Annotated in this window: 11 protein-coding genes; 4 read left to right on the top strand and 7 right to left on the bottom strand. The window is 74.1% G+C overall.

Features of this window, described 5'->3' with window-relative positions; translation table 11 throughout:
- The first annotated feature begins 84 nt into the window (after window positions 1-84).
- The gene (locus ACIPRD_RS17120) at window positions 85-3027 is read left to right on the top strand and encodes a glycoside hydrolase family 2 TIM barrel-domain containing protein (RefSeq protein WP_401563814.1); all 2943 of its coding nucleotides are present in this window, start codon (window positions 85-87) and stop codon (window positions 3025-3027) included.
- A gap of 67 nt (window positions 3028-3094) precedes the next feature.
- On the opposite strand, the gene ACIPRD_RS17115 is transcribed toward ACIPRD_RS17120, so the two are convergent.
- Window positions 3095-4396 carry an MFS transporter gene (locus ACIPRD_RS17115; RefSeq protein ID WP_401563813.1) on the bottom strand — a complete coding sequence of 434 codons (1302 nt, stop codon included), beginning with the start codon at window positions 4394-4396 and terminating at the stop codon, window positions 3095-3097.
- Entirely contained in the window at window positions 4393-5163 is a 771-nt protein-coding gene (locus ACIPRD_RS17110; RefSeq protein ID WP_401563810.1) for an ArsR/SmtB family transcription factor, read from the bottom strand. The genes ACIPRD_RS17115 and ACIPRD_RS17110 overlap by 4 nt, the downstream gene beginning before the upstream one ends.
- 174 nt (window positions 5164-5337) lie before the next feature.
- Here ACIPRD_RS17110 and ACIPRD_RS17105 point away from each other — a divergent pair, with 174 nt between their 5' ends.
- Window positions 5338-5937 carry a TetR/AcrR family transcriptional regulator gene (locus tag ACIPRD_RS17105; protein ID WP_401563807.1) on the top strand — a complete coding sequence of 200 codons (600 nt, stop codon included), beginning with the start codon at window positions 5338-5340 and terminating at the stop codon, window positions 5935-5937.
- 10 nt (window positions 5938-5947) lie between these two features.
- On the opposite strand, the gene ACIPRD_RS17100 is transcribed toward ACIPRD_RS17105, so the two are convergent.
- Both ACIPRD_RS17100 and ACIPRD_RS17095 read right to left on the bottom strand, forming a co-directional pair.
- Window positions 5948-7618, bottom strand: coding sequence for a hypothetical protein (locus tag ACIPRD_RS17100; protein WP_401563805.1), 1671 nt, complete (start codon window positions 7616-7618; stop codon window positions 5948-5950).
- The gene (locus ACIPRD_RS17095; RefSeq protein ID WP_401563802.1) at window positions 7615-8553 is read right to left on the bottom strand and encodes a hypothetical protein; all 939 of its coding nucleotides are present in this window, start codon (window positions 8551-8553) and stop codon (window positions 7615-7617) included. The genes ACIPRD_RS17100 and ACIPRD_RS17095 overlap by 4 nt, the downstream gene beginning before the upstream one ends.
- A gap of 97 nt (window positions 8554-8650) precedes the next feature.
- Here ACIPRD_RS17095 and ACIPRD_RS17090 point away from each other — a divergent pair, with 97 nt between their 5' ends.
- On the top strand, window positions 8651-9067 hold the full coding sequence (locus ACIPRD_RS17090) for a hypothetical protein (protein ID WP_401563799.1): 417 nt from the start codon (window positions 8651-8653) through the stop codon (window positions 9065-9067).
- Between the two features lie 13 nt (window positions 9068-9080).
- Window positions 9081-9776 (top strand): hypothetical protein, encoded by a 696-nt coding sequence (locus ACIPRD_RS17085; protein ID WP_401563796.1) that lies wholly within the window; start codon window positions 9081-9083, stop codon window positions 9774-9776.
- A 121-nt stretch (window positions 9777-9897) separates the two neighbouring features.
- Here the strand turns inward: ACIPRD_RS17085 and ACIPRD_RS17080 are convergent, their stop codons facing one another.
- The 3 genes from ACIPRD_RS17080 to ACIPRD_RS17070 all read right to left on the bottom strand — a co-directional run bounded on the left by ACIPRD_RS17080 (window position 9898) and on the right by ACIPRD_RS17070 (window position 13002).
- Window positions 9898-10683, bottom strand: a complete 786-nt coding sequence (locus ACIPRD_RS17080; RefSeq protein ID WP_401563793.1) for an isocitrate lyase/phosphoenolpyruvate mutase family protein — start codon at window positions 10681-10683, stop codon at window positions 9898-9900.
- A gap of 135 nt (window positions 10684-10818) precedes the next feature.
- Window positions 10819-11187 carry a VOC family protein gene (locus ACIPRD_RS17075; protein ID WP_356399703.1) on the bottom strand — a complete coding sequence of 123 codons (369 nt, stop codon included), beginning with the start codon at window positions 11185-11187 and terminating at the stop codon, window positions 10819-10821.
- Between the two features lie 24 nt (window positions 11188-11211).
- A complete protein-coding gene (locus ACIPRD_RS17070; RefSeq protein ID WP_401564187.1) occupies window positions 11212-13002 on the bottom strand; it encodes a DUF2264 domain-containing protein in 1791 nt (596 codons plus the stop codon).
- Window positions 13003-13294 lie beyond the last annotated feature (292 nt).

The following is a 13294-nucleotide window of genomic DNA, read 5'->3' as shown; positions in this document are numbered from 1 at the left end:
CCGTTCGCGCCCTTGTGGCCGGACCTGCCGGCTCGTAGCCTGGCGCCGCCCCGCCCCGCCGTTCAGGGCCGCGCCAGGAGGCCGATGACCGTGCGCACCCGCACCGACTACGTCGAGGACGTCTCCCCGGGCACCGGCGCACTCCCGCCGAGGGCCCGGTACGCCTCCTCCGACGCGATGTCCTTCTCCCTGAACGGCGACTGGTTCTTCCGGCTGTCGGAGGCGGCCGGCGCGGAGGACGACTCCTTCGCCCGGGACGGGTACGACACGAGCGGCTGGGCCCGGGTGGCCGTCCCCGGGCACTGGGTGCTCCAGGGGCACGGCTCCCCCGTCTACACCAACCACCGGTACCCGTTCCCGGTCGACCCGCCCCGGGTGCCGGACGAGAACCCGACCGGCGACCACGTGCGCCCCTTCGACCTGCCCGCCGGCTGGCCGGACCCCGGGACCGGCGGGGCGGTGCTGCGCTTCGACGGCGTGGAGTCCTGCGCCCGGGTGTGGCTGAACGGCACCGAACTGGGCGACTTCAAGGGCTCCAGGCTGCCGCACGAGTTCGCGGTGGGCCCGCTGCTGCGCCCCGTGGGCAATGTGCTGGCGGTCCGGGTGCACCAGTGGTCGGCCGGTTCGTACCTGGAGGACCAGGACCAGTGGTGGCTGCCCGGCGTGTTCCGTGACGTCACCCTGCTGCACCGGCCGCCCGGCAGCGCCGGGGACTTCTTCGTGCACGCCTCCTACGACCACCTCGGGCGCACCGGCACCCTGCGGGTCGACTCCGCCGTGGCCGGGCGGGTCCTCGTCCCGGAACTCGGCGTCGACGTCGCCGCCGGCGAGCCGGTGACCGTGCCCGCCGAGCCGTGGACGGCGGAGACACCGCGGCTGTACGACGGGGTGCTGGCCACCGCGGGCGAGCGGGTGGCGCTGCGCGTCGGCTTCCGTACGGTGGAGTCCGCGGACGGTCTGATCAGGGTGAACGGCAGGGCGGTGCTGTTCAGGGGCGTCAACCGGCACGAGTGGCATCCGCGGCGCGGACGCGCGCTGGACCTCGCGACCATGCGCGAGGACGTGCTGCTGATGAAACAGCACAACATCAACGCCGTGCGCACCTCCCACTATCCTCCGCACCCCGCGTTCCTGGACCTCTGCGACGAGCTGGGGCTGTGGGTCGTCGACGAGTGCGACCTCGAGACGCACGGCTTCACCGAGCAGGGCCGGCGCGGCAATCCGGCCGACGACGACCGCTGGACCCCGGCGCTGCTCGACCGCGCGGCCCGGATGGTCGAGCGGGACAAGAACCACCCCTCGGTCGTCATGTGGTCGCTCGGGAACGAGGCCGGCACCGGACGCGGGCTGACCGCCATGGCCGGGTGGATCCACGGCCGCGATCCCTCGCGGCCCGTCCACTACGAGGGTGACCCCGACTGCCGTGACACGGACGTGTACTCACGCATGTACGTCCCGCACGCGGAGGTCGAGGCGATCGGCCGCGGTCTGGACGGCGGCCCCCGCGCACGGCGCCGGCTGCCCTTCGTCCTGTGCGAGTACGCCCACGCCATGGGCAACGGCCCCGGCGGACTCGCCGACTACCAGCGTCTGTTCGAGGCGCACGACCGGCTCCAGGGCGGTTTCGTCTGGGAGTGGATCGACCACGGCATCGAGGACGAGCGGTACGGCTACGCCTACGGGGGCGACTTCGGCGAGGAGTTGCACGACGGCAACTTCGTCTGCGACGGCCTGCTGTTCCCGGACCGCAGGCCGTCCCCCGGGCTCGTCGAGCTCAAGAAGGTCGTCGAGCCGGTCGCGATCGGGCGCCGGGACTCCCTCTCGCCGGGTACCGGCCGTGCACCCGGTACCGCTGCCGATGCCAGTCCCGTCCGCGGCCTCGGCCCCGTGGACGCGGTGCGCGTCACCAACAAGTACGACTTCGCGGACCTGTCGGCGCTCGCGTTCACGTGGTCGTACGAGGTGGACGGCGAGACCGTCGGCTCCGGCCCTCTGGCGGTGCCCGCTCTCGCCCCCGGCGCCTCGGCCGAGGTGGAGCTGCCCGAAGCGCCGCCCGGCGCCCCCGCGGGCGAGGCCCACTGGACGGTACGGGCGCGGCTCGCCGCCGACACCCCGTGGGCGCCGCGGGGCCATGTCGTCGCGTGGGGCCAGTTCGCGGTGTCCGCGCGCCGGACGCCGTCGGTGGCAGCGACGGCCGCACCGGTGCCGGTGCCGGGCGAGGACGGGCTGATCACCCTGGGCCCGGGGACCTTCGACACGCGTACCGGTGCGCTGCGGACGGTCGGCGGGGTGGCGGTGACCGGTCTCCGCGTGGACGTGTGGCGGGCCACCACCGACAACGACGACGGCGCCGCCTGGCAGCGCGACCCCCGCTGCGGCCCGCTGTGGCGCACGCTGGGCCTGCACCGGATGCGGCACCGCGTGGACGCGGTCGAGCGGACCGGCGACACGTTGACGGTCCGCACCCGGGTGGCCCCGGCCGGCACCGGGGCCGGGCTGTCGGCCGTGTACCGCTGGACGTCGGACGGCACCCGGCTGCGGCTGACCGTGTCCGTCGTACCGCGGGGGGACTGGCCGGTGCCGCTGCCCCGGCTGGGCGTCCGCCTCGGGCTGGCCGCCGCCGACCGTGTGCGCTGGTACGGCGGCGGGCCGGGCGAGGCCTACCCGGACAGCAGTACGGCGGCCGTCGTCGGCCGCTGGGAGTCGAGCGTGGACGACCTCCAGACGCCGTACGTCCGCCCGCAGGAGAACGGCGCGCGGGCCGGGGTCCGCTGGGCGGAACTCGGGGGTCTGCGCGTCGAGGGGGATCCCGGGTTCTTCCTCACCGCCCGCCGCTGGACCACCGAGCAGCTGGACGCGGCCGCGCACCTCACCGACCTGGTCCCCGGCGACACGGTCTGGGTCAATCTCGACCACGCCCAGCACGGGCTCGGCTCCCAGTCCTGCGGCCCCGGCCCGCTCCCCCGCCACCGTCTGGAGGCGGGGCCGGCCGAGTTCTCGTTCGTGTTCTCGGAAGTGCCCGGGTAGGCGCCCGGGGGCCGGACCGATGTGTCCCCGGCCCCTCCCGTCCGCCGCGCCACGCCCGACTCCCCTGTCAGGCCTCCTCCTTGAGGCTCTCCGGCCGCCTGGCCTCCTGCGCCGTTCCGGACGGCGAGGCGGCACCGGCGCGGTCCAGGGCGCGGATGCCGAGGACCGGGGAGAACACGACCCACAGCGCGGACAGGGCGCCACCGGCGGCCGCGACCGTGATCGTGGGGCGGAGCCCGACCAGGGTGGCGAGGGCGCCGCCCGCCAGCGCGCCGAACGGGCGCACGCCGTAGTTGACGGTGGTGAAGGCACCGGCGACCCGGCTGCGCATGGAGTCGGGAGTGACCGAGGCCATCAGGGAGTTGAGGTTGACGTCGAAGAGCATGACGCCGACGGAGGACAGGAACTCGGCCGCCGCCAGCACGGCGGCACGGGCCCACAGCGGTCCGGACGCGGCCCAGACGAGGGCGTACGGCGCCGGGAACAGGACGGCGCCCACGGCGACGGCCCGACCGACGCCGATGAGCCGCGAGACGGCGGGGGCCGCCACCGCGCCGAGGATCCCGCCGACCGCCCCGACGCCGAAGGTGAAGCCGATGGCGCCGGGCGACAGGCCCAGCTCCCGCTCGGCGAACAGCACCAGCAGGCCGGTACCGGCCAGGAAGGTGAAGAAGTTGACGGTGGTGGCGCCGCCGAGCCCGGCGCGCAGCAGCGGGTGCCGCAGCACGAAGGCGAGTCCCTCGCGGGCACCGCGCAGCAGCCGGGGCCGGCCGGAGGAGACGGGGGTGGGTTCCGCGACGCGTACGCGCCCCAGCAGCAGGGCCGAGGCGAGGAAGGACAGCGCGTCGGCGACCAGGGCGAACGGTGCGGTCAGCAGCTGCACGAGCACGCCGCCGAGCGCGGGGCCGGCCACGAAGGAGAACGAACGGCTGGCGCTGAGCGCGCTGTTGGCCTCGACGTACGACGACCGTGGCACGAGCCGGGCGAAGAACGACGGGTAGGCGGTGCCGAACACCACGCTCGCGAGCCCGGTCAGCAGGGCCACGGCGCAGAGCTGGGCGAGCGTGAGGACGCCGAGCAGCGCGGCGGCCGGCACGGTCAGCAGCAGGACGGCGCGTGCCAGGTCCGCGGTGACCATCAGGGCGCGCTTGCCCGCGCGGCGCTCGGTCCAGGCCCCGAGGAGAACGGCGAGCAGGTTGGGCGTCCAGACCAGAGCGGTGAGCCAGGACACCTGGACTGCGGTGGCGTGCAGCGCGCCGACCGCGATCAGGGGCAGCGCCAGCTCGCTGACCCGGTCGCCCATCTGCGAGACGGACTGGGCCGCCCAGAAACTCCGGAAGCGCGGGTCCCGCCGCAGCCCGCCGCTCACGCCGACGCCTCCCTGTCCTCGGCCTCAGCGCCATCGGGGGCCACGGCGGCTCCGACGGCTTCGGTCGCTTCGGTCGCCTCGGTCGCCTCGGTCGCCTCGGTCGCCTCGGTCGCCTCGGTCGCCTCGGTCGCCTCGGTCGCCTCGGTCGCCTCGGTCGCCTCGGTCGCTTCGGTCGCTTCGGTCGCTTCGGGGAGGGCGTACAGCAGCATGCGCACGCCCCGGGCGCCGGGGGGCTGTGCGGAGGGGGCGCGGGTGACGTAGGGGGCGAGGAGTTCCTCCATCGCCTCGCCCAGCACCGCGAGTTCGTCCGCCGTGACGACGATCCGCGTGCTGGCCGCGTTCACCGCCCGGAGCCACTCGGGCTCCAGCCGGGGCTCGGTCTCGGTCAGCCAGCGCAGCGGAACTCCTGCGGTGCGGGCCATCATCTCGCCGGACAGCAGCCGGGCCGCCGCCCGCCCTTCCTCGTCGTCCGGGAGGTCGAAGCGGAAGCCGCGCGCCGCGGCCTCCCAGCGCCGCTCGCGCCGGTCCGCCGTCCCGGCCTCAGTCTCCGCCCTCGCGTCCCGGACCAGCCCGAAGCCCGCGAGATGGCGCAGATGCCAGCTGGTGACGGACGGGGTGGCGCCGACGTGCGGGGAGAGCTGGGTGGCGGTGGCGGGGCCGTACCGCTGCAGCCGTTCCAGCACGGCGAGCCGCACCGGGTGGGCGAGGGCACGCATGGCCTTGGGGTCGTGGAGTTCCAGATCGCCGAAGCGGTTTCCTGATTCCATGACGTGAGAGTGTTCTCCCACATATCGTGAGAGTCAACTCTCATACCCGAAAAGCAACTTGGTCCGATGCGGGCCCCACGGCCACCCGGCCCTCCGTACCTCCCTCGCTCTCCCGGTCCCGTGCCCTCCCCGGGGCCTCCTAGGATTTCCCCGGGGAATCCAGGAAGGTGGCTCATGGTCAGAGCGGGACTCACCGTCGACCGGCTGGTGGCGGCGGCAGCCGAACTCGCCGACGAGGCGGGCTTCGAGCACGTCACCCTCTCCGCGCTGGCCCGCCGCTTCGGCGTGAAGGACGCGAGCCTGTACTCGCACGTCCGGAACCTGAACGACCTCCGCACCCGGCTCGCCCTGCGCGCCGGTGCCGAGCTGATCGACCGGATCGCGGCGGCGGTCGCGGGGCGCGCGGGCAAGGACGCGCTGGCCGCGTTCGCCGGCGCCTACCGGTCGTACGCCCTGGAACATCCCGGCCGGTACGCGGCCACCCAGATCCGCATCGACCAGGACCTGATCGCCGGCACCCCCGCCCTGCGCCGCACGGCGGACATCACCTACGGCATGCTGCGCGCCTACGGACTCGACGAGCCCGACCTCACCGACGCCGTACGCCTGCTGCGCAGCACCTTCCACGGGTACTGCGCCCTGGAGTCCACCGGCGCCTTCGGCGCGGCCCGCGACGTCCAGGCCTCCTGGGACAAGGCGGTCGCGGCCCTCCACCTGACCCTCGCGCACTGGCCCCGGGAGACGGGGGCGGACGACCGGGGAGGCACCCCCTAGGGGGTGTCGTCTACTCGTCGGGGGCGATGCAGCGGCTGTCCTCGGGGCCGGCGGCGCAGAAGAAGCCGTGGTCCTTGCCGTCGACACTGACGGAGACGGCGCTGTACGGCTTCCGCTTCACCTCGATCACCCCGCCCGCACGGTAGCGGCGTTCACCGGGGGTGTTGGTGGTGTCGATGCGGCCGCGCAGGGTGTCGGGGTCGCCGGTGGTACCGAGGGTGCCGGTCGCCCTGCCGCCCCACTCGCTGGAGGTGTCGCACGGCGCCGGATCCTCGCCGCAGACACGGAACAGCCGCCAGCGGTAGGTGAAGCGCCCCTTCGCGTCGATGGCCAGGGACCCGGATCCCCAGGTCCAGGTGCGGGCGAAGGACGCGATCCCGGACCGCTGCCGGACCGCGGGCGGGGTGCCGCCGCGGCCGAGCCACAGGCGTGCGCCGGGCCTGGTGTCCGTCTGCTGCCCGGCTTCGCCCTGGCCCAGCAGGATGTACCGGCCGTGGAGTCCGGCCGCTCCGTACAGATCGAAAACCGCGTCGAAGTGGTTCCGCTTCGTGGGCTGCTTGGTCCACCGCCGGCCGTCCGTGGAGGACCACAGCGCCCCGACGGGCCCCAGGCGCAGGTCCTTGGAGCGGCCCACCGCGACGAACCCGCCGGGTACGACGCTCACCGCGTTGAGGGACTGCTGGTCACGGGGTGCCACACCGCTGTCGGGGAGGCGTCCGACGTCGAGCGGACGGCCACGCGTCCATACGCCGTCGTCCGCCGTACGGCTCCACAGCGTGGAACGGAAGGTGTCGGGAGAGTCCGATGCGCTCTCCGAGCGCGTCACCAGGACGCTGCCCCGGTCGCCGGACGCGCCCGCCACGGACGTCTGGTGGGCGAACGGGACGGAGCCGCCGCCCCAGTGGACCCCGTCGCGCGAGGACACGACGAGCCGCTTGGTGAACCGGGTTTCATTGACGCAGGCGGCCGTCACCACGAATCCGGCCGCGTCGGCCACGGCGGACACATCCGGCTCGAAGACCGGGGAGGCCGGGCAGGGAACCTCGTGGGGCTGGCCGAAGGCGCCGTCAGCGGGGGCCGTCCACAGCCGGAGCGACTCTCCCCGATAGGCCGAGGTGTCCGTTCCCGCGCCGCTCTCGGAGAAGGGGCCGCCGTCGTGCGCGACCACGACCGTGCCTTCCGGTCCGTCCGAGACGGCCAGGATCTGGTCCGACGCGACCCCGCCCGGCAGGAGTTCCGGACGCTTCCAGTGGCGGGCGTCCTCGGTCCGCCACACGGCGGGCACCAGGCTGCCGCCGTTGCTCGTCGTACCCGCCAGCGTGAGCCGGTCCTCGTGGACGGCCAGGTACGCGGGGATCCCCTCCTCCGGCTGCGCGTGGTACCAGGAGGTTCCGTCCTTCGAGCCGTACAGGCTGACCCCACCGCCCTCGGACATCCCGGAGACCATGAACTCGTCCTTGGTGGCCAGCACCTGGCGGGGCCGGAAATCCAGGAAGAGGGAGGGGAGTTGGTCTCTGGGGACCAGGCTCCACTGGACGGCGGAGGGCGGCGGGCTGTCGTCGGACCTGTCCCCGGAGGCGTGTTGGCACATCGTCGTGCACGCCATGAGCAGGACGGACAGCCCCGCGAACCACCATCGGTCGCGGCGCGCGGACGGGGACGGGGACGACATGGTCTTCATCGGGCTTCTTCGAGGCAGGTCTTGGTGTCGCCGGGCAGCAGCCAGTAGCCGGTCCCGGCGCGGACGGTGACGCAGGTGGGCCGTGCCGCCGAGGTGGCGGTGACACGGAAGGGCTTGCCGTGGTCGGTCACCGTCAGCCGGCCCTTGTGGCCGCCGCTGCTCCAGGAGAGGACGAGACGGAACTCCGTGTCGTACTCGACCGACCGGGGGCGGATGAGGAAGTACTCCGCGTCGCCCTGCTTGACGGCGTAGGGCCATGGCCTGAACTCGCCGGCGGTCCCCTTGGTGGCGGTGTCCGGGACCGCCTCGAGCTCGGGGGCCTTCTGGTCGAGATCGACGGTGAAGACGCGCCTGGGGCTGTCGGATCCGCACGGGTTGACGACGTGGACGCCGTGCGCCGGGGGGTGCCGGGCGACGATCTCCGCCCGCGCGCCGGTGATGAGCAACTCCTCGTCGCTCGCGCCCTGGAGGACGACGGCGATGCCGCTGCCGGAGGCGCGGATGCCGCCGGGGGGAAAGGAGGGCAGGGGCGCCATGCCCCGCGCGGGCATCTTCATTCCGGGAACGACCGCCGACTGCTCGCAGTCCCAGAGAGTGGTGTCGGCGTCGGCCAGCGGTCCGGCCGGCGCGGAGCCCGCGTCGCCGCTCGCGGAACGGCCGCGGTCGAACGCGTGCGTCGCCAGCAGACCGCCGACGATCACGAGAACGGCCAGCGCCACCGCGCAGACGACCTTGACGGTCTCGGTTCTTCGCAGTCCGTCGCGGACCAGGACGACGAGGCTGCCGATCTGCAGCACGTCGTTCCCGGCCTGCGCGACCGGTCCGTGGATCTCGGAGTCGTCGATCGCGTTGCGCCGTGTGCCGTCCCGGCGCTCCGCCGCCGCGTCCCCCGGTCCGCCGTCCCGGCTCTCCGGCCGATCAGCCCGCTGCGTCACCACTCACCCCCCGAAACCCCCGTTTCACAGCGATGGAACCAGAACGCGCCCTATGGTGTCCACTCAGAGTGATCGCATAGATCCAGGGGGTGGTCACATGGATCCTGTGTCCATGGGTGTGCTGGTGGCCTTGGCCGGCGGTGCCGGCGGCGAGATCGGGCGTCAGTCGTGGGCGCGGCTCACGACTCTGGTGCGGCGCCCCGCTCCGGCGCTGCCCGACGGTTCGTCGACGAGTACGGGCGAGGCCGAGTTGCGGGCGCTGGGGGACGACCCCGCCGACACCGGCAGCGCTCACGCGCTGAGCATCGCCCTGGCGGTACGGGCCGCGACGGACGCGGAGTTCAGGGAAGAGCTGCGGCAGTGGGCGGACGACGCGCGCGCCGCGGTCGAGGCCGCTCCCGACGTGCGCAACAGCGTCCAGGGCAGCACCGTCCATGGTCCCGTCATCCAGGCGGGCCGCGACGTGAGCGGTCTGACGCTGCCCCAGTCGCCACCCCCGCCCCCGGCGCGGTGAGGGCGGCACGACGATGACGCGTACGTCCGGGCGCCGCGCTCCCCTGCTCGCCGCGGCACTCGTCGCCCTGGGGGTGCTGGTGGCCGCAGGGGTGTGGTGGCGTTACGGGGCCGACGACGGCGCGGCGGCGCGGGACACGGCGCGCCCGGCGCGGCCCGGCCCGGGAACCACACCTCTCGACCTGGAGCTCCTCGACTGGCGCAACGCGGTGATCCCCGGCGGCCTGTGCCGCCACGAGGGATCCATCCGGCTGCGGGACGGCACGGCGACCGGCGTGTCCTCGGCCTTCGACGGGCCCGAGCCGCACATGCCCCAGGACGTCAGTGTCTTCACCCGCGAAGTGGCCTACGGGGACCTGACCGGCGACGGCCGCTGGGAGGCCGCCGTGCCGGTGATGTGCGCCAATCACGGTTCGACGGCGGCGGGCCAACGGGCCATGGGGGTCATGGTGTTCGACGGCGCCGACGGGCGGCTCCGGCTCGTGGGCACTCTCCTGAGCCAGCAGCCGCGGGGTGGCGAACCGCCGAACATGATCACGGTCACGAAGATCGCTCCCGGCTCGGTCACCGCCCTCGAAGGCTTCTACGGCCCGGCGGACGCCAACTGCTGTGCCACGGGCAAGGCCGAGAGCACCTGGCGCTACACGCACGGCAGGCTGACGCCGGAAGGCAGCATCGTGCGGGTGACACCGTCCCCGATGCCCCGGTAGCAAGGGCGCTTGCCCTCGCGGGACTTCACCGAGTCCGGGCCTGGAGGACTCGGACGGGACGGGCGGACGCGGATGGAGGAAGGGAGCGGGGCGGACGGGGGCGGGGCGGACGCGCCCGGCATCACGTCGTCCTGTTCGCGGTGCGGCCGCACACCTCCTCGTAGGACGGGGTCGTACCGCCCGGGGTGCGGCCGGCCGCGATGTCGGACACGGCGTCCAAAGCGGCGCCGAGCGCACGCCGGTAGAGCAGTGAGCCGAGACTGACGCGGGCCACGCCGAGGTCGGCGAGCCGGCGCAGAGGGGGGCCGGCAGGCGAGTAGAGGATGTTGAGCGGGGCCCCGACGCTCCGTACGAGAGTCTCGATCCGGCGTGGATCGGTCAGCCCCGGGACGAACACCCCGTCGGCTCCCGCCTTCCGGTAGAGCTCCAGGCGGCGCAGGGTGTCCCGCTCGTCGCCGTCGCCCGACCAGTACGTGTCGGTGCGGGCGTTGACGAACAGGTCCGGCGCCGCCGCCTTCACCGCGGCGATCTTCGCGGCGTGCGGGCGTGCCGCTCCGAGACCGTCCTCCAGGTTGATCCCCACGACTCCCGCGGCCCACAACTCGGCGGCGAAGGTGGCCACTTCCTCCGGATCGTCGCTGAAGCCGCCCTCTGCGTCGACCGAGAGCAGATACGGTCCGGGGCCGAGGATCCGGGCCAGCCTCAGGGTGGGTTCGCGGGTGGCGCCCCGCCCGTCGGGCAGACCGGCCCCCGCCGCCACGGCGAGGCTGGTCGTGCCGATGGCGGGAAAGCCGCGGGCCGCGAGGGCGGCGGCCGAGGCGTGGTCCCAGGCGTTGGGCAGCAGCAGGGGATCACCGGGGCGGTGGTGGAGGGCGGCGAACGACGTCGCGCCGGTCTCTGCGGTCATACGTCCACGCTAGGCACGGATCGTTTCGGCGCCGGCCGAACCATGAGCGCCCCGGCCGTCTCACCTACGGCTCTCCCTCGCGCCCCGTCTCCGCCCGTGACGCCTCCCCCGCGCTCCGTCGCCGCCCGCCCCCGGCTACTCCGCGCGTTCGCTCGTGCTGCGCTCCACGCAGAACTCGTTCCCCTCGGGGTCGGCGAGAACCACCCAGCCGGTTCCGTCGGGCCTGCGCCGGTCGTCGACCTGGGTGGCGCCGAGGGCCAGCAGGCGTTCGACCTCCTCGTCTCGGCTGCGGTCCTGCGGCTGGAGGTCGAGATGGACACGGTTCTTGACGGTCTTGGGGCCCGGAACGGTGACGAAGAGCAGACCCGCGCCCTCGATCAGCGCCTCCTCGTCGCCGGGGTGGTCGTCCTCGTGCAGGGGCTGGTCCAGCACCTGGGACCAGAAGCGGGCGAGGGCGTAGGCGTCGGCGCAGTCGATGGTGGTGTGACGGATGCGGGAAGTCATGGGCGCGAGTGTGCCCGATCGCCGTCAGGCGCGGACGGTGATTTCCGCGGCGGCCGCCGTCAGGCGAACCGTCACCTCGCCGCCGCCGCTCCATCGGACCTCGAAACCGCCCGCCCCGCCCGACCGCACCGCCACCAGCGCGTCCAGGGGCTCGGGATCGGGGTCCGCGGTCAGCCGGGCCAGTGCCACGAACAGGGTGTCACCCTCGCCGGTGACACCCAGGAGACCGGCGCCGGTGCGCGATTCGGTGCGGATGCCGGTGTCGGCGTCGGCGTCGGCGTCGGCGTCGGTGGCATCCGCGGGGGCGCCGGAGGAGCCGTCGGAGGGGTCGGACAGGCCTGTGACGGGGAGGAGTTCGGACCGTACGCCGTCCTTCGCGGCCCACCCGGAGATCCGGACGGGCGTGCCGGGCGCCGCCCCCGAGACGAGATGCGCCCGCACCTCGGCCGCGCCCCGGGCGAGGACCACGCTGGTCACGGTGATCCCGTCGCGCACGGTGTGCCGGGAGGCCGCCCACCCCTCACCGACGCCGAGCGGCACGATGTCCGCGCGGTCCGGACTCCCGCCCACGGTCACGGAGTTGTCGTACGTCGCCGCGGGCGCGGTAGCGGTCGAGTAGGCGAGCCGGGTGTAGTACGGGTCCCACCGGACGTCCTCGCTGCCATGGTTGTGCAGGCGGACCACTCCGTCCGAACGGGTCGACTGAAGCAGCCAGTTGGGGGCGCGCAGAGTCCTGGTCAGGTCCGCGCGCTCCACCGGGCCCGGTTCCTCCGTCGCCGTCCACACCTCGTGGTCGGGAGGGAGCAGCAGGCCGAGGAAGCCCTTGCTGGCCCAGTACGGGGAGGCCGGGCCCGAATAGCTCTGCACCACGGACTCGTCGGGGCCGAGCCAGCCGAGGGACAGCAGTCCCCGTGCGTCCACCGCGCCCCGGTCCAGGAAGTGGCGCAGCGCGCCGGAGGCCAGTCTGCGGGTCTCTCCGGGGGACAGCGGGGTGTGCCCGGTGAGGGCGCCGAGCCACAGCGGGGCGGCGGTCGCGAAGCGGTAGGTCAGGGAGCGGCCCTGGCGCATCGGCGCGCCGTCGGCACCGAACAGGTGCGCGTGGTCGCCGAGATGGGCCCGGAGCCGGGTGCCGTAGCGGTCCAGGCGCGCCGCGTCGCCCGCGAGCCAGGCGTGCAGCACGGGGTAGAGGTGCAGGGCCCAGCCGTTGTAGTGGTCGAACTTGCGGCCGTCGCCGTCGGTGTACCAGCCGCCGCCCTCGTACCAGTTCTCGATCCGTTCGAGGCCGCGGTCGACCGCCGCGCGTGCCGCCTGTGGCGTGTGGCCGATGTCCTGGAGGAAGCCGCCGACGGTGACCGGGAACAACTCCCAGTTGTTGGGCCAGGGTTCGGCCGTGAGCGCGTCCGTGAGCCAGGCGGCCGTGCGTTCGCGCACCGGCTGGTCCAGGCGGTCCCACAGCAGCGGGCGGGTGAGGCGGAGCCCGAGCGCGACGGAGGCGGCCTCGACCAGGGGCTGGCTGCGGTCGGTCACGGGAGGCCAGGCGTCGCCGGGGCCCGTGGCGAGTCCTTCGGCGTAGCGGCCGAGCACGGTCTCGTCCCGGCGGAACGCGGCCAGCAGGAACGTGCGCGCGTACCCCTCCAGTCCGTCCGAGAGGCGTCCCGAGTGGCTCACATGGTCGCCGGGGAGGTGGTAGAGGGCGCGGTCGGGCGTGGCCCAGGGCTCGACGGCGGCGAGCAGGGCGTCGGCCGCGGCCTCCCAGTGGGCGCGGGTGAAGCCGGTGTACGGGCTGAGCGAGCGGTCGTCGGCGGGCAGGTGGATCACGTCGGCGGCTGTCCTTCCGTGCGCGGTGGGCTCTTGGGGGCGCGGTCACCTGATGGAGGCGGGCTGCCCTTGCGGGGCCGGGCGGCCGTACGGGGCGAGGCGGCCCTCGCGGGGCTGGACGCCGTGCGGACAGGGGGTCTTGCGGGGCTGGGGTGAGAAGGGTCCGGCGGCCGGACCCTAGCGCTTCGGGCAAGCGCTTCCCATACCTCGTACGGAGAATCCAGCGCTCCTGCCGCATTCGGTGAATCCGGCACCCCAGCCGCGTACGGAGACTCCGACCCTCGGAGAC

The organism is Streptomyces sp. NPDC090108, assembly GCF_044747185.1.
GTDB lineage: Bacteria > Actinomycetota > Actinomycetes > Streptomycetales > Streptomycetaceae > Streptomyces.
Note: the sequence above shows the minus strand (reverse complement) of the source record. Positions and strands in the feature narration are given on the sequence as shown.